This is a genomic window from Geomonas anaerohicana (assembly GCF_016458305.1).
In the GTDB taxonomy this organism is placed as follows: Bacteria; Desulfobacterota; Desulfuromonadia; order Geobacterales; family Geobacteraceae; genus Geomonas; species Geomonas anaerohicana.
This window is the reverse complement of the sequence record NZ_JAEMHL010000005.1, coordinates 209,326-230,304: the sequence shown is the minus strand read 5'-3', so window position 1 is coordinate 230,304 and position 20,979 is coordinate 209,326. Positions and strand designations below refer to the sequence as shown.

General features: G+C 62.1%; 22 protein-coding genes. 10 read left to right on the top strand and 12 right to left on the bottom strand.

The annotated features are described in order from the left end of the window. Positions 1-5: 5 nt before the first annotated feature. The 9 genes from JFN91_RS12035 to der all read right to left on the bottom strand — a co-directional run bounded on the left by JFN91_RS12035 (position 6) and on the right by der (position 9,672). Positions 6-1,181, bottom strand: a complete 1,176-nt coding sequence (locus tag JFN91_RS12035) for a response regulator (protein ID WP_199389430.1) — start codon at positions 1,179-1,181, stop codon at positions 6-8. Next, on the bottom strand, positions 1,175-1,681 hold the full coding sequence (locus tag JFN91_RS12030; protein ID WP_183345800.1) for a chemotaxis protein CheW: 507 nt from the start codon (positions 1,679-1,681) through the stop codon (positions 1,175-1,177). Before JFN91_RS12030 ends, JFN91_RS12035 begins: the two co-directional genes overlap by 7 nt. After that, entirely contained in the window at positions 1,681-2,079 is a 399-nt protein-coding gene (locus JFN91_RS12025) for a response regulator transcription factor (protein ID WP_199389429.1), read from the bottom strand. Before JFN91_RS12025 ends, JFN91_RS12030 begins: the two co-directional genes overlap by 1 nt. 24 nt (positions 2,080-2,103) lie before the next feature. Then, complete coding sequence (locus tag JFN91_RS12020; RefSeq protein ID WP_199389428.1) at positions 2,104-2,922, bottom strand: chemotaxis protein CheW; 819 nt, start codon at positions 2,920-2,922, stop codon at positions 2,104-2,106. Between the two features lie 202 nt (positions 2,923-3,124). Then, on the bottom strand, positions 3,125-3,925 hold the full coding sequence (locus JFN91_RS12015) for an ExeA family protein (protein WP_199389427.1): 801 nt from the start codon (positions 3,923-3,925) through the stop codon (positions 3,125-3,127). Continuing rightward, on the bottom strand, positions 3,925-5,985 hold the full coding sequence (locus JFN91_RS12010; protein ID WP_199389426.1) for a chemotaxis protein CheA: 2,061 nt from the start codon (positions 5,983-5,985) through the stop codon (positions 3,925-3,927). Before JFN91_RS12010 ends, JFN91_RS12015 begins: the two co-directional genes overlap by 1 nt. A 167-nt stretch (positions 5,986-6,152) precedes the next feature. Beyond that, on the bottom strand, positions 6,153-6,521 hold the full coding sequence (locus JFN91_RS12005) for a response regulator (protein WP_199389425.1): 369 nt from the start codon (positions 6,519-6,521) through the stop codon (positions 6,153-6,155). 1 nt (position 6,522) lies between these two features. Then, positions 6,523-8,268, bottom strand: coding sequence for a response regulator (locus JFN91_RS12000; RefSeq protein WP_199389424.1), 1,746 nt, complete (start codon positions 8,266-8,268; stop codon positions 6,523-6,525). 81 nt (positions 8,269-8,349) lie between these two features. Next, positions 8,350-9,672 carry a ribosome biogenesis GTPase Der gene (gene der, locus JFN91_RS11995; protein WP_199389423.1) on the bottom strand — a complete coding sequence of 441 codons (1,323 nt, stop codon included), beginning with the start codon at positions 9,670-9,672 and terminating at the stop codon, positions 8,350-8,352. A 298-nt stretch (positions 9,673-9,970) separates the two neighbouring features. On the opposite strand from der, the gene JFN91_RS11990 reads away from it, so the two are divergent. The 3 genes from JFN91_RS11990 (at position 9,971) to JFN91_RS11980 (ending at position 11,830) form a co-directional block, all read left to right on the top strand. Further along, positions 9,971-10,243 (top strand): type II toxin-antitoxin system Phd/YefM family antitoxin, encoded by a 273-nt coding sequence (locus JFN91_RS11990; RefSeq protein ID WP_199389422.1) that lies wholly within the window; start codon positions 9,971-9,973, stop codon positions 10,241-10,243. A 1-nt stretch (position 10,244) separates the two neighbouring features. Continuing rightward, the gene (locus tag JFN91_RS11985) at positions 10,245-10,547 is read left to right on the top strand and encodes a type II toxin-antitoxin system RelE/ParE family toxin (protein ID WP_199389421.1); all 303 of its coding nucleotides are present in this window, start codon (positions 10,245-10,247) and stop codon (positions 10,545-10,547) included. A gap of 212 nt (positions 10,548-10,759) precedes the next feature. Beyond that, positions 10,760-11,830, top strand: coding sequence for a pyridoxal-phosphate-dependent aminotransferase family protein (locus tag JFN91_RS11980; RefSeq protein WP_199389420.1), 1,071 nt, complete (start codon positions 10,760-10,762; stop codon positions 11,828-11,830). Positions 11,831-11,875: 45 nt separating this feature from the next. Here the strand turns inward: JFN91_RS11980 and rd are convergent, their stop codons facing one another. After that, positions 11,876-12,034, bottom strand: coding sequence for a rubredoxin (gene rd, locus JFN91_RS11975; protein ID WP_183345780.1), 159 nt, complete (start codon positions 12,032-12,034; stop codon positions 11,876-11,878). A gap of 558 nt (positions 12,035-12,592) precedes the next feature. Here rd and JFN91_RS11970 point away from each other — a divergent pair. The 3 genes from JFN91_RS11970 to JFN91_RS11960 all read left to right on the top strand — a co-directional run bounded on the left by JFN91_RS11970 (position 12,593) and on the right by JFN91_RS11960 (position 16,458). Then, the gene (locus JFN91_RS11970) at positions 12,593-14,479 is read left to right on the top strand and encodes a phosphoenolpyruvate carboxykinase (GTP) (RefSeq protein ID WP_199389419.1); all 1,887 of its coding nucleotides are present in this window, start codon (positions 12,593-12,595) and stop codon (positions 14,477-14,479) included. Between the two features lie 145 nt (positions 14,480-14,624). Further along, positions 14,625-16,214: a phosphoenolpyruvate carboxykinase (ATP) gene (gene pckA / locus JFN91_RS11965; RefSeq protein WP_199389418.1), complete on the top strand. Its 1,590-nt coding sequence runs from the start codon at positions 14,625-14,627 to the stop codon at positions 16,212-16,214. Between the two features lie 52 nt (positions 16,215-16,266). Further along, positions 16,267-16,458 (top strand): hypothetical protein, encoded by a 192-nt coding sequence (locus JFN91_RS11960; RefSeq protein ID WP_199389417.1) that lies wholly within the window; start codon positions 16,267-16,269, stop codon positions 16,456-16,458. Between the two features lie 144 nt (positions 16,459-16,602). Here the strand turns inward: JFN91_RS11960 and JFN91_RS11955 are convergent, their stop codons facing one another. Continuing rightward, positions 16,603-18,318, bottom strand: a complete 1,716-nt coding sequence (locus JFN91_RS11955) for a methyl-accepting chemotaxis protein (RefSeq protein ID WP_199389416.1) — start codon at positions 18,316-18,318, stop codon at positions 16,603-16,605. Positions 18,319-18,585: 267 nt separating this feature from the next. Between JFN91_RS11955 and JFN91_RS11950 the strand changes: the two genes are divergently transcribed. The 4 genes from JFN91_RS11950 to JFN91_RS11935 are packed head-to-tail and all read left to right on the top strand — an operon-like array spanning position 18,586 to position 20,376. After that, complete coding sequence (locus tag JFN91_RS11950) at positions 18,586-18,834, top strand: type II toxin-antitoxin system CcdA family antitoxin (protein WP_199389415.1); 249 nt, start codon at positions 18,586-18,588, stop codon at positions 18,832-18,834. Between the two features lie 14 nt (positions 18,835-18,848). Next, a complete protein-coding gene (locus tag JFN91_RS11945; RefSeq protein ID WP_328746862.1) occupies positions 18,849-19,148 on the top strand; it encodes a CcdB family protein in 300 nt (99 codons plus the stop codon). Between the two features lie 29 nt (positions 19,149-19,177). Next, positions 19,178-20,155 (top strand): quinone oxidoreductase family protein, encoded by a 978-nt coding sequence (locus JFN91_RS11940; RefSeq protein WP_199389414.1) that lies wholly within the window; start codon positions 19,178-19,180, stop codon positions 20,153-20,155. 20 nt (positions 20,156-20,175) lie between these two features. Continuing rightward, positions 20,176-20,376, top strand: coding sequence for a hypothetical protein (locus JFN91_RS11935; protein ID WP_199389413.1), 201 nt, complete (start codon positions 20,176-20,178; stop codon positions 20,374-20,376). Between the two features lie 106 nt (positions 20,377-20,482). On the opposite strand, the gene JFN91_RS11930 is transcribed toward JFN91_RS11935, so the two are convergent. Continuing rightward, complete coding sequence (locus tag JFN91_RS11930) at positions 20,483-20,923, bottom strand: SRPBCC family protein (protein ID WP_199389412.1); 441 nt, start codon at positions 20,921-20,923, stop codon at positions 20,483-20,485. Positions 20,924-20,979: the final 56 nt, after the last annotated feature.

The following is a 20,979-nucleotide window of genomic DNA, read 5'->3' as shown; positions in this document are numbered from 1 at the left end:
CTCTCCTAAAGGCTCAGTTCGGCTCGTTTCTTCGCGATCAGTTCGTCGAAGGCATCTTTCAAGAAGGAGGTGGTATCGCGCACCTGCTGCGACACCCTCTGCTGGTACAGGTATTCTCCTTCGCGTATGTCGTCGGCCAGCAGTTCGTAGAAGCTCCCCTCGCGCACCCCCTGCTCCACTTTCGCCTGGTTGTAAAGGACGATGTCGGAGACGATGATCCTGGCCAGGCGCCGTGCTTTTACCTGTTCCTCGGGAAGCTGGGCCGAAGCCGCGGCGGGCTCGGCGGCTGCCGGGGCGCTGGGAGCGGCCGGCGCCACGACAGGCAGCTCGGGTGCCGCCATGGCCGGGGCGGCGGGCGCCTCGACGACAGGAGGCTCGGCTGCCTCGATAACGGGAACCTCGGGGGGCGCGGGGACCGCTGCCGGTGCCTCGGGCGCGGCTTCAGGCGGGGCTTCCGGCGCGGCGACAACGGGCGCCGCAGGTGCCGCTGCCGGGGTGACTTCGGGTGCCGACGCCGCAGGTGCCGCAGGTGCTTCCGGCGCCGCAGGTACGGGTGCGGCGGCTTGCGGCATCGAGGTCTCTTCGACCTCCACCTGCCTGATCTCGCTGCGGCTCTCCTCCTGGGCGGCCAGTTCGCTTTCGGTCGGACTCACCACCGGGGGAACATCACCCGAGGTGAGACGGTAGATCATCGAGACCAGGGAGTCCGGAATGTGGTGCTTCTCGATGTAGTCGTCGGCCCCGTACAGCGAGTTCGGGGAGCGCTTGTAGCGGGTCTTGTCGTAGATCGAGGCGATGAGCACGATCTTGGTCTTGGCGAGCGCGGGGTCCTGGCGTACCCGCTCGCAGACCTCGAATCCGAACATGGTGGGAAGCGCCACGTCCAGGAGCAGCACGCCGGGCTGCACGCGCTGCACGGTCTCAAGCGCCTCCTTGCCGTCGGTGCACAGGTACAGTTCGAAGGGCTCGGCAGCGAGGACCTTCTCCACCGCCTTGCAGAAGGCAGCGCTCTCGTTGGCGACCACGACCTTTACCCTGGTCTGCGGTGCCGCCGGACGCTCGCTCTTGCGCACCAGCCGGAACACGGCCTTGCAGCTCGAGCAGCGCAGTTTCTTCGGCTCGTCGGAAGAGCTCACGACGACATTGAATCGCTTTTTACAGTTGGGACAGACTATCAGCATGCTGGGCTCTTTTTCGTGGAAGTGGTCTCCCCCTGGGGGGTAAGGTAGCCCAACTGGGCCTTCTCCTGGAAGGTGAGCAGAGCGTCGATGTTGAGCAGCATCACCGGCACGTCACGCACCAGGCACAGCCCCACCATGTACTCGCCCCCCACTATGCGCACCCCGCGCGGCGGTGCCTTGAGCTCGCGCAGCGGAATGGTTATCATCTCGGTCACTTCGTCCACCATGAGGGCCAGGGGTTGCCCAGAGATGGAGAGGATCAGCAGGCGCGCGCTCTCCTTGTTTTCTGCGGCGGGAAGCCCGAAGCGCTTGCGCAGATCCACCACCGGGATCACCGAGCCGCGCAGGTTGATCACCCCCTCCACGAAGGGGAGTGCCCGGGGCAGCGGGGCGAGCTTGGGGACCCTGATGATCTCCCTGATGCGCATGATGTCGACGGCGTAGAGCCCCTCGTCCATGCGCAGGCAGGCCACCTGAATTTCCTGGAGTTCCTCGGTCATCAGACTGCGTCCCCCCCTGCGGCGCCGCTGTTGCCCAGCAGCCCCTCGATCACTTCCAGCACCTTGACCGACTTGAAGGGCTTGGTGATGTAGGCGTCGGCGCCGACCTGGCGGCCGTGCTCGAGGTCGCGGCTGCTCTTCTTCGCCGTCAGCATCACCACGGGAATCGCGCTGGTGGCGGGGTTTTCCTTGATGCAGCGGCAGACTTCGAAGCCGTCCATGTCCGGCAGCATGAGGTCCAGGACCACGAGGTCCGGCGCATCCTGCGCGATCGCCTTCAGCGCGTCGTTGCCGCCGCGTACCCCGGTGACCTGGTACCCCTTCGAGGTGAAGAGGATGCTCTCCAGCTTCAGTAGGCTCTCTTCATCCTCGACCACGAGGATCCTGTTCTTCTCCATGCTCATCCCTCCTGCACCCCGCCTCTACAAGAGACCTACATCCAATACTTTTTCCATGTCGAGCAGGATCAGCATCCTGCCGCCGACCCGGCCGATACCCAGCACGAACTCGCGATCGATCCCCTCGAGGACCACCGGCGGAGGTTCGATGCCCCCCTCGGCGATCCGGACCACCTGCACCACCTCGTCCACCAGGACGCCGGCGTAGCCCCCCTGGCGCTTGACCACCACGATGCGCTCTCGCTCCGAGACGGCGCCGTCGGCAAGCCCCAGCCTGTTCTTCATGTCGAAGACGGGGATGATGTTGCCGCGCAGGGAGAGGATGCCGCGCACGAAGGAAGGAACCCGGGGCACCTCGGTCACCTCGCGCGGCTTGATGATCTCCTTGATGTCCATGATGCTGATGGCGTATTCCTCGCTCGCCACGCGGAAGCAGAGCAGCTCGACGCTGGCCGCGTCCACCACCTCCTGCTGCGAGGTCTCCGCCTCGAAGGAGGCGGACTCGCGTCCCCGGAGGATGACAGCCACCGGGTCGAACTCGTCGGGCTCGTCCTGGTACAGGTAGGGCGGGTCGAACTGCTCGGCCTGCCAGGCCGGGGCAGAGGCACGCGGCAGCGGGTCGGGATCCACGGGCTCGAGCACGAAGGGCTCGTCAACGAACGGTTCGGGGACGGAGAACTCCTCGGCGGCTACCGTCACCTCGGGCGGCGCCTGCGGCTCCACCGGCGCAGGCGAGGACTCGGCCCGGGGCTCCTGCCCCCCCTGCTGCGGCGCCGCTTCGCGAGCGGTTGCGCCCTGTGCCTCTCCGCGGGAAGCCTTCTTTCTGATCTCTGCAAGATTCATCGAAACCTCAAAACTTGAAAAGCCGTTCAACGTTCAACCTTCAACGTTCGATAGACGTCTCATGCCGACAGCCCCAGTCTTCCTGGCAGCACGTAATGCTTTTACTGCTCACCCCCGTAGCGGCAGGACAGGCCGCCACCGTGAGGATGGCGGAGAGGGCCAGGCGGTCGAACGTTGAACGTTGAACCGCCCCTAACGGGGGTTAAGCCAGCAGCTCCGCCGCGGTCTCTTCGATTATGGAGGCGTCGATCAGGGCGGCGTCCCTGCCGTAGCCGATCAACAGCGCGTTGGTGGCGACGGCGTTGATCCGACGCGGCACCCCTCCGGAAAGCTCGTAGATCCTCTGCACGGCATCCGGCGAAAACAGACCCGGCTCGCCGCCGGCCGCCACGATCCTGAAGTCGAGGTACTCCAGCGTCTCCTCCAGCCCCAGGGGGGCCAGGTGGAAGTTGAGCGAAATGCGCTGCCTAAACGGCTCGTACACCGGGGAGGCGAGCATCTCGCGCAGCTCGGGCTGCCCCATGATGATCACACTCACCAGGTTGCGGTCGTCGAGCTGGAAGTTGGTCAAGAGACGCAGCTCGTCGAAGAGCTCCCGGTCCGGGATCATCTGGGCCTCGTCGATCACCACCACCGGTACCCGCCCCTCGCCGTGCAGCCGGTACAGCGCGGTGGTGATCTCCTTCAGGAGCTGGTCCTTCTGCAAGGACGGCTCGTTCACCTGCAGCCCCGACGCGATCACCCGCAAAAGCTCGTCGGCGGTCAGGCGCGGGTTGAACACGAACATGAAGTGGTAACTGTCCCCCATCCGGTCCATGAGGGCGCGCGAGATGGTGGTCTTGCCGCAACCGATGTCGCCGGTGAGAAGGGCGATCTCGCTCTCCTCGACCGCATACTCGAGCCGCGCCAGCGCCTCCTGGTGCCCCGAGCTCATGTACAGAAAGCGGGGATCGGGAGTCTTGCTGAAGGGCTTCTCGGTGAGGCCATAAAATTCCTTGTACATCAGGCACTCCCTCGAGTGGCCTCGGCGATGACGCTACCGACATCGAGCACCAGGATGGTGCGCTGGTCGCCCAGGTCCGCAGCACCCGAGATGCCCCGGAAACCGGCGAAGGTGTCGCCGATGGACTTGATGACGATATCCTGCTGCCCGATGAGATCGTCTACCACGAGCCCCAGCCGTTTCTCGGCGACCCCCACCACGACCACGTAGCAACTCTCCGGCGCCGCCTCCCCACCCTTCAGTTCGAAGAACTCGGAAAGCCGCAACAGCGGGAGGGTCGACTCACGCAGCTGGATCACCTCCTTGCGCTCGATGGTCCTGATCTCCTTCTGCTCCACGAGGATGCTCTCCAGCACCGAGGTGATGGGAAGCGCGTAGGTGCGCCCCGCGGTGGAGATGATCAGCGCCTTGATGATGGCCAGCGTAATGGGGAGGGTGATGATGAAGCGCGCCCCCTGCCCCGGGAAGTTCTCGACGTCGATGAGACCCGAGAGCGCGGCGATGTTGGTGCGGACCACGTCCATGCCCACGCCGCGGCCGGAGATCTCGCTCACGGTTTCGGTGGTGGAGAAGCCGGGGCGGAAGATGAAGTCGAGCGCCTCGCGGTCGGTCACCTCGTCGACCGAGGAGATGATGCCCAGCTTCACCGCCTTTTGTTTCACGCGCGCCACGTCGATGCCGCCGCCGTCGTCGTCGATCTGGATCACGACGTGGTTGCCCTTCTGGTACGAGGAAAGGGTGATGGTCCCCTTTTCGTCCTTGCCCGCGGCGAGGCGCTCCTCGGGGGTCTCGATGCCGTGGTCGATGCTGTTTCTCACGATGTGCATGACCGGATCGGAGATGTCCTCGATAATCAGCTTGTCCAGTTCCGTGTCCGCGCCGTAGAGCTTCAGCTCGACCTTCTTCCCCTGCTCGCGCGCGATCTTGCGGATGATGCGGGTCATCTTGTCGAAGAGCTGCCCGACCGGGATCATCCTGATTTCCATGACCCCCTTCTGCAGTTCCGAGAGCTTTTTCTCGAGCCCCTTGGCCGCCTTGTTCAGCTCCTGGGAGGGAACGATGAGCCCGTCCCGGCGCATCCGGGCCGCGACGTCGGCGATCATGGAGTGGGAGAGCACCAGTTCGCCCACGATGTTCATCAGCAGGTCGAGCTTGCCGATGTCGACGCGGACGGTCCGGCTCATGCTCTTGGCGCTGATGGCGCCGCCGTCACCCGCCGCCGGAGCCTGGAAATCGCCTTCCGCGCCGCCCGGTTCCGCGACCGGTGCCGCCGCCTCCGCGCCACTCCCCGCCGCCTGCTCCCCGGCCGTTTCGCCGAAGGTGAAGATGGTCAGGTGCTCACGGTCGATGATGGGCATCAGTGCGCCCGCGGGAAGCTCCGAGCCGAACAGGATCTCGAAGTCGATGCCGGCGTCCAGGCCGCTGGAAGCGGAGGGAAGGGTGCTGATCACCTCGCCCGCCTGCTTCAGGGTGTCGGTCAACTCCATGAGGTCCGAGTCGAAGCTCGCCAGAAGGAGCGACACCCGGATGGAATGGATGTGGCGCCCCTTCTTCACGTTTTCCAGCAGGCGGTGCTCTTCGTACTCGGTCATCGAGGAGAGCACCCGCTCGGGGATGTTGAGCCGGGCCAGGGGGGAGTCCTGGTTTGCCTTGGGGCCGCGGGTCAGGCAATCGTTGATGCGTTGCATGGCGCCGGAAAGGTCGGCACCTTCGCCCCCGGTCTCACCGGCGTTGCGCACCAGGTGCGCCAGCAGTTCGGTGGACTCGAACAGGGTGCTCACCACGGCCTGGTCCAGCTCAACCTTGCCCAGCCTGAGGGCATCGAGCAGGTTCTCCAGGTGGTGGCCCAGTTCCGCGATATCCGAGAGGCCGAACATGCCCGCCAGTCCCTTGAGGGAGTGGGCGCCGCGGAACACGGAGTTGACCAGGTCCGGGCTGCATTCCCCGCCGTCGGCGCAGTCACTCAAGGAGACCAGGTCAAGACTCAGCTGGTCCAGGATCTCTTCGGCCTCGGCCAAAAAGTCCTTCAACGCTTTTCCAATGTTATCCTCGACGCTCATAGACTCTCTTTCAAAAGGCAAAAGACGTTCAATGTTCAATGTTCAACGTTTTGCTACGGCATTTCTCGAATCAGTTCATTGGTGACCGCGCCGTCACTGCGCCGGTGCTGCCAAGGCTTAGCTCAACGTCGAACCGAACGTTGAACCTTGAACGGCCGTTCGGCCGTTTAGTCCCCCAGATACTTGCAGACCAGTTCCTGCAGCTTCACCGGGTCGAAGGGTTTCACCAGGTACTCGTTGGCGCCCAGAGCCAGCCCCTTCTCGAGATCCTTCTCGCCGCTCTCGGTGGAGACGATGAACAGCGGAATGGACTGGTAGTTGGGGTTGTTGCGCACGTAGCTGATCAGCTCAAGCCCGTTGATATCGGGCATGTTGATGTCGGTGATGATCAGGTCCACCTGCTCACGCGGCAAAAGACGCAACGCTTCGAAGCCACTGGCGGCCTCGACGATAGTATATTTTTCCAGCTCGTCTATGGTGGAAACCAGCATGGAACGCATGGTGTTGGAATCTTCCGCTATCAGTATCCTCTTCACGTCACATTTCTCCCCGTCCCTGCTCCTGCAGCCTGCGCTGCAACAGGGCCTTTTCCATAGCTATGCCGGCCTGACACAGGAATATCTCCAGCGAATCGGTGTCGCCGATGGGCTTGTCCTCGGGGAGGTTGTCCCCGTAGAGGATGGCGACCACCTTGCCTTCGCTCACTATCGGTCCAACAAAATACTCGGCGGGACGCCCGCCCCCCAACTGCTCCAGGAAGTAGTGGGTCCACACCGAGGCGTCGACCGTCCCTTTCACCGGATACCGTGTCTCGAGCACCTCGGTGAAGAGCGACGGCTCCCCCCTGGGAATGGTGAGTTTGCGAACACGTGCGTCGGCACCGCCGTCACCGTCCTGGAGGCCGAACTGCCCCAGCCCCTGCACGGTTTCCTTCTTGACCAGGAGCACCACGGCGCGGTTGACGAATTCGGCGGCAAAGCGCAGCACCAGCAGGATGATCCCCCCGCCCAGTTGCGGGTTGTTCAGCTCCTCGAGCATGCCACGCAACTGCGAAATGCCGGTGCTCTGGTGCAGCTGCGGCGCAAAAAGCGCCGGCTCCTCGCCCATCTCCAGCCTCAGCTCGTCGCCGATGTTGACGCTGTTAAAGGCGGCTTCCTCACCGGCCGCCAGGCTTTCCAGGGCTGCAGTGAGCCTCGGAGCGAAGGCGTCGCGCACCTCTTCGACCTCGCTTTTGAGCGGCTTCATCAAAAGCGGAATGCCCAGGCCGCGCATCTTGCGCTGCGCCTCGTCGTTTTCAAAATCGGAAAGCCCCAAGAGCGGCAGTTCCGGGAAATTGTTGCGCACCAGTTCCATGAGCTCGAGACCGCCCAGGATGCCGGTCCCGTCCATGCGCGGCATGATCAGGTCGACCAGTACCGTCGGGCGCACGCCGTCGCGGTAGAGCGAATCGACCCGGATCAGCGCGTCCTCCCCCCGCTCCATGGCCTCCACCCGATACTCCATATCCGAGAGGAGCGCGGTCAGGACCGCGAGCGTGGCCGGATCGTCATCGACCAGCACCACCGGCTTGCCCTCGCCGGATGCAGAGGTGATGGCCGCGGCGGCCGGAATGGGGGAAGCCTCTGCGTGCGCTTTCGGGGGGGATGTGGGGATATCGGGCGTGGAAGATGGAGTGGCCGGAGCGGCAGCGGACGGCTCCTGCAGCAGATCGAAAGCGAAGTCGACCGATTCCTCGTGGTGGGTGCCGTGGTCGTCCTCCCCCTCACCGCGGTGGCGCTGCTCGTCGATGATGCGGGAGCCTTCCATGGCCAGGTACTGCGGATTGAGCCCCTGCTTGAGCATGAACTGCACCGGGTCCAGCCTGGCGTGGTCGGAGTCACCGACTTCTTGCAGCTCGAACTCGAAGGTCCCTTCGGCCCAGGCGAACAACGAGTAGACCACGTTTTCGATCTGCTCGCGCACCACCGCCTCGATGGCATCGGCGCTCACGTTAAAACGCTCCACCATGATGACGCCCAGAAGCTGGGTGTACCCCTCGTCGGCCTGTATGCTCAGCGCGCGCTTTAGGATCCCCAGGTCAATGACACCCTGCTGGATCAGCACCTCGCCCAGGTTCTGCTGGAAGGTCGAGGATGTGGCGCGGATCACCTGCCCGTTGCGGAAGATCACCCGCGCTTCTCTCCCCCTGCTTTGCAGGGCGAGCACGCCGGACCTCCTGCTCAGGCTTACGATCTGCAGGATCTCGCCTAAGCCGAGATCTTCCAAATTGCCGACTAGACTCATTGATGCCGCTCGCTGTTGGTAGGGGGTGGGTTAAAAATAGGCATCATACTAAACCATCGTATCGGCCAAGTAAAGAATGATTTAGGTATCTTTCTTGTCTCTGCCTCGGAAAATAAGCTTTAAAGGAGTCCCGCTGAAGCCGAACGCCTCTCTAAAACGATTCATGATGTACCGCTCATAGGAAAAATGAATCCCCTCCGGACGATTGGTGAAGACGACAAAGGAAGGAGGTTTCACTCCCACCTGCGTCGCATAGTAAAATTTCACCCGCCTGCCGCCGTCCAGCGGTGCGTGGTTCTCATCCACGGCCTGGTTGAAGATGCGGTTCAACTCACCGGTGCTCACCCTCTTGCAGTACTGCTCCATCACCAAGTCCACCTCGGCCACGATCTTGCCGGTACGCTGCCCGCTCTGGGCCGACACGAACAGGATCGGCGCAAAGGGGAGGTACTTGAAGTTGCGGCGGATTTCCTCGGTGAACTTCCCGATGGTGGAGTTGTCCTTTTGCACCGTGTCCCACTTGTTCACCACGAAGATGCAGCCGCGCCCCGCCTCGTAGGCGTAGCCGGCGATCTTGGTGTCCTGCTCGGTGACGCCGTCCTCGGCATTGAGGACGATCAGCACCACGTCGGCGCGGTCGATGGAGCGCAAGGCGTCCACCACCGAATACTTCTCGATCTTCTGGACCGTCTTACCTTTCCTGCGGATACCGGCGGTGTCGATCAACAGGTACGGCTTCTTGTTCACCGTGAAGCGGGTGTCGACAGCGTCGCGGGTGGTGCCGGCGGTGGGGTTGGCCACCACGCGCTCGTAGCCCAACAGGCGGTTCACCAGGGTGGACTTGCCCACGTTGGGGCGCCCGACCACGGCGATCTTGGTGATCTCCTCGTCCTCGTCCTTGTCCCGGTTGTAGGGGAGTGCGGCCAGCACCTCGTCCATCAGGTCGCCCACGCCGCGGTTGTGCTCGGCGGAGATGGTGTGGATGTGGTCCACCCCCAGCGAGTAGAAGTCGCCGGCATCGGCCTCCTGCTTCTCGCCGTCCACCTTGTTGATAATGTAGAAGACCGGCTTGTTGATGCGCCTGAGCATCTCGACCACGTCCCGGTCAGCGGGGGTGAGCCCGCCGCGCGCGTCCATGACGAAGAGGATGAGATCAGCCTCCTCCATGGCAAAGCGGGACTGCTCGCGCATCTGCTGCAGAAGCTTGTCCGAGGTTTCCGGCTCGAAGCCGCCGGTATCGACCAGGATGAAGGGGAGGTCGAAACGGTTCACCTCGGCGTAGTTACGGTCCCGGGTCACCCCGGGCATGTCGTCGACCATCGCCTTACGGCGCCCGACCAGCCTGTTGAAGAGGGTGGACTTACCCACGTTGGGGCGTCCGACGATGGCAATAATAGGTTTCATGGTTTTCCGGCAGAAAGGTGGCCAATTTCTAAACGATTAAAATGGCGCAGCTTTCCGTTTTAATGTATTTGACAGCTAACCGGTATGTGTAACATTTTGCCGAGCAATACGCAACATATACAATATGGCGCGACTTTACCGAGCGAAGCACTGGAGCGGGAGTCGCATCAGGGACGTGCATCTCAACCAGATCGCCCCGCCGAGAGGTCGGGAGCCGCGAGCCTTTACAGGTAAGGTCTCCTTGAAAAGGGCCTTTCCAGGTGCTATCATCCGTCCTGTCCTTTCTGGAGGAATCTCTATGACACGCGCGAAATTTGCAGAAGACATTGTCCGGTTAAGCGATCTGAAGGTCAGTCCAGGTCGGGTGATCAGTCAGACCGACAAAACTCACCGCCCCATCCTCCTGACCAGCAGGGGGCGCGGGGTAGCCGTCGTCCAATCCCTGAAAGACTATGAAGCAGAGACCGAGGAGCGCGCCTTTCTGCGCGGGGTGGTGCAGGGGCTCATGGACCTGGAACAGGGGCGGGAACTGGATCTTGCGGAGGTGAAGAAGCGGCTCGGGCTGGTGTGATATGCCGCGGAAATTCTCCGTCTCATTTGCCATCTCGGCAGTCGATGACTTAGAGGAGATCCGCACGTGGCATAGAGAGCAGCATGTGCCGGACGTAGGAGAAAGGCTCGTTAAGGAAATCATTAAGTCGGTGGAGCGGCTCACCTCGTTTCCCGACAGCGGACGCGTGGTTCCCGAATTCGGACTCACCTACCTAAGAGAGGTCGTCTTACCTCCCTTTCGCATCGTTTACCGCCTCGATAGAAACGCTGTGCGCATCGTAAGAGTGTGGCGCAGCGAGAGGCTGTTCCCCCCATCCATGTAATCACCCTCGGCAAGCCACAGCCCGCGCCGCCTGCCCTCCTATTTTGTGTTACAAATCAGGACGTGAGAATTGACATCGACGGCGTAATCTGCTAGGTTGACGATCCGCCTGCAGCAGGCTCGCGGACCGGCTCGTACCTAGGCGCCGCGCCCCTTCCCCACCCCCTCCCCAGCCGCACGCTGCCGGCAAAAAAAGTTGGATACGGAGCCCACATGCATAAGAAGCTGTACATCCCCGGACCGATCGAGGTGAGCCCTGAAATCCTCGAGGCCATGGGGACGCCGATGATCGGCCACCGCATGCCGGAGTACGCGCGCCTGCACAAGGGCGTGACCGACAAACTGAAGCAGCTCATGTCCACCAAAGAGAAGGTGTTCCTCTCCACCTCGAGCGCCTTCGGCGCCATGGAAGGTGCGGTACGGAACCTGGTCGGCAAGCGCTGCGCCAACTTCTGCAACGGCGCCTTTTCCGACAAATGGCACAAGGTGACCCTCTCCTGCGGCAAGGAGGCCGACGCCTTCAAGGCCGAGTGGGGGCAGCCCATCACCCCCGAGATGGTGGACGCGGCACTTGCTACCGGCAAGTACGACGCCATCACCCTGATCCACAACGAGACCTCCACCGGCACCATGAGCCCGCTCCCCGAGATCGGCGAGGTGCTCAAAAAGTACCCGGACGTGGTCTCCATCATCGACACCGTCTCTTCCATGAGCGCCCTCAACATCCCCATCGACGAAATCGGCATCGACTGCTGCGTCTTCGGGGTGCAGAAGGCGTTCGCGCTGCCGCCGGGCCTGGCCGTGTTCACTGCCAGTGAGCGTGCGCTGGAGCGCGCCAAGACCGTCCCGGGTCGCGGCTACTACTTCGACTTCCTCGAGTTCCTGGCGGCCGACGAGAAGGACAACACCCCGTCCACGCCATGCATCTCGCTCATCTACGCCATGGAGCTCCAGCTGCAGCGCATCTTCGCAGAGGGACTCGAGCAGCGCTGGCAGCGCCACCAGGAGATGGCGGACTTCATGCGCGCCTGGGTGGCGCAGCACGGCTTCGGCATCCTGCCGGCCGAACCGTACCGCTCGGTCACCCTCACCTGCGCCACCAACGACCGCGGCGTGGACCTGGCACTGATCAAGAAACAGCTGGGCGAGCGCGGTATTGCGTTCGATGACGGCTACGGGAAACTGAAAGGGAAGACCTTCCGCGTTGCCCACATGGGCGACATGAAGCTGGAAGATCTCAAACAGATCACAACCGAATTGGAGGGACTGCTGCAGGGTCTCTAAAGGCGAAGGGGGGGAGCAACTGGGCTCCCCCCCTTTTTACATCTCCTACTCCGGCTCGAAGGCCTCCTTGCCGACCCCGCAGATGGGACAGACCCAGTCGTCGGGAAGGTCGGTGAAGGGGGTTCCGGGAGGCACCCCGTTCTCCGGGTCCCCCAGGTAGGGGTCGTAGACGTATTGGCAGACGGTGCAGATGTAAGGCTCCATTGAATACCCCCTGTCTTGCATGGTAAGGCCGACCAGGAGGCCGGCGAAGAGTCACAGTCTTTCTAATGTTGAGCGGGACTGTCTCGGCTGAGGTAACAAAAGAGCGCGAAGTCCGGCAAAAGTCTAACAGACTGAGACTGCGTGTCAATTGAGCTTGTGTATACTTTTGCTCTTGCTTTTAAAAGCGCATATGTTATTTTACAATAATTAAAATTCTGGCTCAGAGAGGAGAGCAGAGAGTCGTTCGATGACATCAGTTGGTGACTGTCTTTCATAGAGCACACGCCACGATCTCACAGAGCGAATCGTCACTCAGGGCGAGGGCCTCACTTCCCAGCACCCCGCGTACGACGTCCAAAAATCACAAAGGCACGGCAACATAAACCCATCTAACCGACGCTAACGAAACATCAACCGTAGGCCGGATCCGCATCGAGCGGCCCAGCAGGGCTCCCCCTCGGTTCATTCCGGTCCACCGCCGCCACGGCAGAGAGGACAACTATGGAAACCTGTGAGATTAGCAGCACCGCGGAGGGTTTGGTCTCTTCTAAAAATGCGATGAAGCAATACCCAAAGGAGGGAATATCCATGAATTACGAAGTGAAGAACAAGCAGCTGCTGGCCTGGGTTAAAGAAGTGGCCGAGATGTGCCAGCCGGACCAGATCCACTGGTGCGACGGCAGCGAGGCGGAGTACGACAGCCTCTGCGAACTGCTGGTCAAAGGCGGCACCTTCCGTAAGCTGAACCCGGAGAAGCGCCCGAACAGCTACCTGGCCCTGTCCGACCCCGGCGACGTCGCCCGCGTCGAGGACCGCACCTTCATCTGCTCCATCGCCAAGCAGGATGCCGGCCCGACCAACAACTGGGTGCACCCCAAGGAGATGAAGAAGACCCTGACCGGCCTCTTCACCGGCTGCATGAAGGGTCGCACCATGTACGTCATCCCCTTCTCCATGGGTCCGCTGGGCTCCAACATCGCCAAAATCGGCGTCGAGATCTCCGACTCCCCCTACGTCGCGGTCAACATGAAGATCATGACCCGCATGGGCAAGAAGGTCGTCGACATCCTGGGTGAGAACGGCGAGTTCGTCCCCTGCCTGCACTCGGTCGGCGCACCGCTGGCCGCCGGTCAGAAAGACGTGCCCTGGCCGTGCAACAAGGAGAAGTACATCGTCCACTTCCCGGAGGAGCGCTCCATCTGGTCCTTCGGCTCCGGCTACGGCGGCAACGCCCTTCTGGGCAAGAAGTGCCTGGCGCTCAGGATCGCTTCCAAGATCGCCAAGGACGAGGGGTGGCTGGCCGAGCACATGCTGATCCTCGGCATCGAGACCCCGGAAGGTGAGAAGACCTACCTGGGCGCCGCCTTCCCGAGCGCCTGCGGCAAGACCAACCTCTCCATGCTGGTCCCGCCCGACCACTTCGCCAAGAGCGGCTACAAGATCTCCACCGTTGGCGACGACATCGCCTGGATCAAGCCCGGTCCCGACGGCCAGCTCTACGCCATCAACCCGGAAGCGGGCTTCTTCGGCGTGGCCCCGGGCACCTCGTTCAAGTCCAACCCGAACGCGATGCACTCCTGCGCCAAGAACACCATCTTCACCAACGTGGCGCTCACCCCGGACGGCGACGTCTGGTGGGAAGGGATGACCGACGAGCTGCCGGCCAAGCTGACCGACTGGCAGGGCAACGAGTGGACCCCGGGCTGCGGCCGCAATGCCGCGCACCCGAACTCCCGCTTCACCTCCCCGGCTTCCCAGTGCCCCTCCATCGACCCGGCCTGGGAAGATCCGAAGGGCGTGCCCATGAAGGCATTCGTGTTCGGCGGCCGCCGCAACAACGTGATCCCGCTGGTGTACCAGTCCTTCAACTGGAGCTACGGCGTCTACCTCGCCGCCACCATGGGTAGCGAGACCACCGCAGCCGCAGTGGGCGCCATCGGCAATGTCCGTCGCGACCCGTTCGCGATGCTTCCCTTCACCGGTTACCACGTCGCCGACTACTTCAACCACTGGCTGCAGGTCGGGCGCACCACCCCGAACCCGCCGCGCATCTTCTCGGTCAACTGGTTCCGTAAAGACGCCAACGGCAAGTTCCTCTGGCCGGGCTTCGGCGAGAACATGCGCATTCTCAAGTGGATCGCCGACCGCGCCAATGGCCGCGGCGCCTCCGTGGAGAGCCCGCTGGGGTGGATGCCGCGCTACGAGGACATCGACTGGACCGGTCTCAACAACGTCTCCCGTGACCAGTACCAGGAACTCATGTCCATCGACCGCGATGTCTGGAAGGAAGAGATCCTCTCCCACGAGGAGCTGTTCGTGAAGATGTACGACCGTCTCCCGAAAGAGTTCCTCCACATCCGCGAGATGATCCTTTCCGGCCTGTGGCGTTCGCCGGAGCACTGGGAGCAGTACAACCCGGCCTCCGCGGAAGGGTTCAACGACTAGCACGCAACGCGTAATTTAAATGAAACAAGAAAGAGCCCCGGTCTTAATGACCGGGGCTCTTTTGCTTTGCCGCGTCGGTTGCAAAGCTACCTGCCCCTGATATCTTTTTAGCTTGGCGCAGATCCAATGAGAGAGGGAGGGAGCAGTGAGATTAAACGATATCACCAGGGGCAATGGACTCGAGCAGCATGGCATTCACAACGCGAATCTGATCTACTGGACCTCCCCCACCTCCGTCCTCTACGAACAGGTGGTGCGCCGCGGCGAGGGGCTCATCTCGCACCTGGGCGCCCTCGCGGTAAAGACCGGGCACTACACCGGGCGCGCGGCCAACGACAAGTTCATCGTCGACGAGCCCTCCTCGAGCGCGCACATCAACTGGGGCAAGGTGAACCGCCCCTTCCCGGCAGACAAGTTCGACGCGCTGTACCAGAAGATGTGCAACTACATGCAGGGACGTGACCTGTTCGTCCAGGACTGCTTCGCCGGGGCAAGCCCGGACCACCGCATCCCGGTGCGCATCATCACCGAGCGCGCCTGGCACTCCCTGTTCGCCCGCAACATGTTCCTGCGCGCGACACAGGAAGAACTGCTCAGCCACGAGACCCAGTTCACCGTCATCGACCTCCCCGCCTTCCATGCCCAGCCCAGCGTCGACGGCACCAACTCGGAGGCCTTCATCATCATCAACTTCGCCAGGAAGATGGTGATCATCGGCGGCACCAGCTACGCCGGCGAGATCAAGAAGTCGATCTTCACCGTGCTCAACTACCTCTTGCCGCAAAAGCAGGTGATGTCCATGCACTGCTCGGCCAACACCGGACCCGACGGCGACGTCGCCATCTTCTTCGGCCTTTCCGGCACCGGCAAGACCACGCTCTCCGCCGCACCCAACCGCCTTTTGATCGGCGACGACGAGCACGGCTGGGACGAGGACGGCGTCTTCAACTTCGAGGGAGGGTGCTACGCCAAGGTGATCAACCTCTCCAGCGAAAGCGAGCCCGAGATCTACCAGTGCACCAGGAGGTTCGGCACCATCCTGGAGAACGTCGCTATCGACACAATCTCGCGCCGCATCGACCTCGACGACGCCTCATTCACCGAGAACACGCGCGCCTCCTACCCCATCACCCACATCCCCAACATCATCCCCGGCGGGACCGGCGGGCACCCGAGCAACGTGATCATGCTCACCTGCGACGCCTTTGGCGTGCTGCCGCCGATCGCGCGGCTGACCGCCGAGCAGGCCATGTACCACTTCCTGTCCGGTTACACCGCCAAGGTGGCCGGGACCGAGGCCGGGGTGACCGAGCCGCAGGCCACCTTCTCCGCCTGCTTCGGCGCTCCTTTCATGGCGCTCAGGCCGTCCCTGTACGCCGACCTTCTCGGCAAGAAGATCGGGTCGAACAAGGTCGACTGCTGGCTGGTGAACACCGGTTGGAGCGGCGGCGGGCCCGGCGTGGGGGCGAGGATGAAGATCGCCTACTCGCGCGCACTGGTGAACGCGGCGCTGGACGGGACGCTCAGCGCGGGAAGCTTCGTCAAAGATCCGGTTTTCGGCCTGGACATCCCCACCAGCTGTCCCGGGGTCCCGGCGGAGATCCTGAACGCGAGAAACGCCTGGAGCGACAAGGCAGCCTACGACGCGGCGGCGCAAAAGCTCGTCGGGATGTTCCGCAAGAACTTCGAGCAGTTCAAGGACACCGCGTCGCCGGAGATCGCTTCAGTTCTCTAGTTGCAGCGGGAAACGGCGCTGCTATCATTAATGCAGAACTCAGGAGGTTACCATGAAAAGGGTACATTCAGAGATATGTGACACGACGGAGAGGAAGGAGCAGCGGGTCCAGGTGAAGAACACCAAGACCGGTGAGATCGGCCTGAGCTACGGCTGCACCATCGAGGGGGACACCGTGCAGGTGGAACTTCCCGACGGTAGCCTGGACAGCTGGCCCGAAGACGACTGCGAGATGGTTTCGTAACCCATTGTCGCGGGGGGAGGGGGCAGAACCGCGAAATCTTCGCCAGCTCCCGCTGCCTCCGTGGCAGCAAGCATAGACGAGAAAAGGCCGTCCCGGCAGGGGCGGCCTTTTTTTGCGTCGTCTCAATGGCGGCAGGTCATGCCCCTAGGAGAGCCGGAACTTCCCTATGACGCGGTTCAAGTCGTCGGATCGCTCCTTCATGCCGCAGGCCAGGCGCGAAGAGTCCCGCAGACTCCGTGCCCCTTCCTGCAACCCATGGTTTACCTGCTGCACGTTGGCTGCGATCTCGCCGGTAGCCGCACTTTGCTCCTCGGCGGCGGTGGCGATCTGATTCACCTGTTCCGTGACGCGGTCCACCTGGTCCAGGATCTCCTTCAGGGCGGTTCCGGAACGCGCCGCCTCCTCACTGCCGACCTCGACCTCGCGCACGCCTGCCTCCATCACGGCAACGGCCGCCTTGGTCTCGGACTGGATCCCCTTGATCATCTCGCCAATCTCGCGGGTGGCGCGGGCGGTACGTTCGGCAAGCGCGCGCACCTCGTCCGCGACCACCGCGAAGCCCCGTCCCTGCTCGCCGGCCCGCGCGGCTTCTATGGCGGCATTGAGGGCGAGTAGGTTGGTCTGGTCCGCGATATCCTCGATGGTGCTGATGATGGCTCCGATCTGATCCGACCGGGCTCCCAACCCCTCGACCGTCTGCGCCGAAGCGGTGACCTGTTCGGCGAGCCGGTGCATCGACTCCAGGGTCTTGTCGAGGATGGCGGCACCCGTGGTCGCCTTGCTGCTGGCCAGCTTGGCCCCCTCGGCGGCGCTCATGCAATTGGCAGCGATATCGTTGGTGGTGGCCGCCATCTCTTCGCTTGCCGTGGCCACCGATGCCGACTTGGCAGCCAGGTCGTCGATGTCGGCGGCGATGCCGTCCGATATGCCGGAGAGACGTTCGCTGGAGCTGCCGACGTCCCTGCTTTGCGCCACCACCTCCTGCATGATCACCTGGATCTTCTCGATGAACAGGTTGAAGGCTTCCGAGAGTTTGCCGACTTCGTCCTGGGCCTGGACCGGTAGCCTCCTGGTCAGGTCCCCCTCCCCCTGGGCCAGCTCCCGGGCCATCTCCACGATGCTGCGCAGCGGCTTAAGCGCAAGGCCAATGCCGAAGCCGAGAGTTGCGACGCTGAGGATGAGGACCAGCACAGCGGCGCCGAGCATCCAGGAGAACTGCAGGTTGGCGTGCTGGACGCCCTGCGCCCTGATCTTGGCGGCCTCCGCTTCCAGGTCATCGGTGTAGACGCCGGTGCCGACCTCCCAGTCCCAGGGGGCGAAGTGACCGATGTAGGTGAGCTTTTGCAGCGGCGGACCGTCAGGCGTCTTCGGGAAGGCATACTCCACGAACCCGCCGCCCGAGCGCGCCGTTTTGACAAACTCGCGCACGAACATCTTGTCCTTTTTGTCCTTCAGGTCGGTGATGTCCTTCCCCTCGAGCTCGGCCTTCACCGGGACCAGGATCGCGCGGGCATGCTCCCCTTCCAGGGCATGCACCATGAAGTACCCGCTCTTGTTCTCGAAGAACCTCACCGGGCGCAGCAACTCGAGGGCGCGCTTCTTCGCCGCCTCCATGTCGCCCCCCGACGCCTTGGCCTCGTTGTAGACGGAGTCGATGATGCCCAGTGCAACGGAGATCTCGCTCTTCAACTCCTGCTTGCGGGACTCGATGGTTTTCGACTTCAGGATCTCGTAACCGGTCTCGTTGGTACTGAGAATGGCGCGCCGCGCAATGCCGATCAACACCACGGCAAGCAACATGACCACGAGCGACGCCCCAGCCAGAACCTTCACCTTGATGCTGAACCTGCTGCTTTTCATAGTAGGCCCCCCTTCTCTATTGATTCGATGCTTCCGTAGCAGCTAAACGAACAAACACTGCTGCTGCATCTACTTTCGGCCAAATTGGAGTCGAGCTTGAGAGTAATATGAAGAGGGGGATGTGGTCGAGGCTGCACGCGTATAAGGCCGGCCCGGCAGGGGGCCTTTCCTGGTGACGGTGGAGCAGGAAAGCCCAAGAGAATGTTTGATGGCGGTATTGAATGGCGGTATGATGTTATGCGCATCAATCATGCGCAGGAGGCAGTTATGCAAGTGAATCTCTTTGACCCGGATGCACCCAAAAAGTCGACCAACCTCAGTATCAACAGTGACCTGTTGCGTCAGGCAAAAGAGCGGCGCATCAACCTTTCCAAGACCTTGGAGGCCAGGCTCGCAGAAATGCTCAGAGAAGACTACTGTCAGAACTGGAACGAGGAAAACAAAGACGCCATCGATGATTACAACCGCCGTGTCACTACCCACGGAACCTTTGGTGATGGCCGGAGACGGTTCTGACGGCACAGTTCGACGTGTACGAGAATCCAGAAGAGCATTCGAGAACCTCGGTGCCGTATCTCTTGGACGTGCAACCCGATCTGCTCAACAAACTAGCCACACGTGTTGTTGTTCCACTTGTTCCCGCTACGGTACTCCCCCGTCCCATCCCCCTTCTCAACCCGAAGTTTGAGATACAAGGGACGACCGTCTTTATGTCCACGGCCGAGTTGTCGGGTATCCACATGGGGCTGCTTGGCGCCAAAGTAGGAACTTTGAAAAATTCACGCACTGAAATCATTGCCGCGCTTGATTTTCTGCTCACGTGTTTCTGAGCACAGACATCTTTTACCAGGAGTCAATCATGCCCAAAGCAATCTGCTTCGAAGAATTTGGAGGCCCCGAGGTACTGAAGTGGACGGATGTGACGGTGCCGGAACCGGGACCGGGCGAGGTGCGGGTCCGGCACAAGGCGGTCGGGGTGAACTTCGTGGACGTGTACCAGCGCAGCGGACTGTACAAGATGCCGCTGCCCGCCATTGCCGGCAATGAAGGAGCCGGCGTGGTCGAGGCGGTCGGCGAGGGGGTCACGCTGTTTAAGACAGGCGACCGCGTCGCCTACGCGGGCACGTCCGGCGGCGGCTACTGCGAATCACGTGTCATCAAGGCGGACCGGCTCTGCCTGCTCCCTGATGCCGTCTCCTTCGAGCAGGCCGCCGGAATGATGCTCAAGGGACTGACCGTACAGTACCTGGTCAGGAGGACCTACCGGGTACAGGCCGGAGAGACCGTGGTCTTCCATGCCGCCGCCGGAGGCGTCGGCACCATCGCCTGCCAATGGCTGCGGGCGCTCGGCGCCAAGGTCATTGGCACTGCCGGTTCGGAAGAAAAGTGCGAGCTGGCGCGGCAGCACGGCGCCGACTACTGCATCAACTACCGCACCGAAAACATCCTGGAGAGGGTGCAGGAGATCACGGGCGGAGATGGGGCTGCTGTGGTCTACGATTCCGTGGGCAAGGACACCTTCGAGACCTCGCTCAAATGCCTGCGTCCCCGCGGCCTGATGGTGAGCTTCGGCAACGCCTCCGGTCCGGTCCCTCCGGTCGACCTGCTGCTCCTCTCCCAGCTCGGCTCGCTGTACCTGACCCGAACCGGGCTCGCCACCTACATCGCCAAGCGGTCCGAACTTGAAGAGGCATCCGCAGAACTCTTTGAGATGGTCACCTCCGGCAAGGTGAAGATAGAGATAAATCGTAGTTTCCCGCTGAAGGATGCTGCGCAGGCTCACCGCGAATTGGAGGCACGCCGGACTACCGGCTCGACCATCCTCATCCCAGATTGAAAATGGAAGGAACCCGTAACATGCCAGGAACCGAAAACCCGACAGCACTGGACAATGCCATGGCAAAGATATGTGAACTCTGCCCCGTGTGCCTTCATGCCCGTTATCATCAGAAGGGCCTCGTCTACGATTTCGTCACCCGCATCGAAGAAGACGTCTGCCCCTTCTGCCGCGCCTACGAGCGGGTGCACGGGAAGAAGGCTCACGAAAGAAGAACATAGTCACACCGGCACCCGACCGTCCCCTCCCCCAACACCGGTCGCCCTGGGCATCTTTGAATGCCCAGGGCGACCGTCATCAGTTAGCACAAGTCCCTCCTCTCATACCTTAAGAAACGTCCGCCTCGACCAGCATCTCCAGCAGGGCCAGCGACTCCTGCCAGCCGAGATAGCAGGCTTCGGCAGGAATGGCTTCAGGAACGCCCTCCTGCACGATCTTCAATTCAGTTCCGCACGACACCCGGCGCAGAGTTATCGTCGTCTGTATCTCTCCAGGTAGATTCGGATCGTCGAAAGCGTCCGTGTAGCGTATCCGTTCGTGCGGCACCAGTTCCAAGTAGGTGCCTCCGAAGGAATGGGTCTGCCCCGTGGAGAAATTGGTGAACGACATCTTGTAGGTCCCACCGACCTTTGCGTCCATCTGATGGACCTTTGCAGTGAATCCGTTCGGTGGTAGCCACTTCACCAGGGCGTCCGTATCCATAAAAGCACGGTAGATCTTCTCAGGTGTCGCACGAACCACGCGATGAAGAGTGATAGTGTTCGTCATAGCGCCTCCCTCAGTTCAGTTTTAACCGGCGAACCTCACCTGATATGTTAACGGCC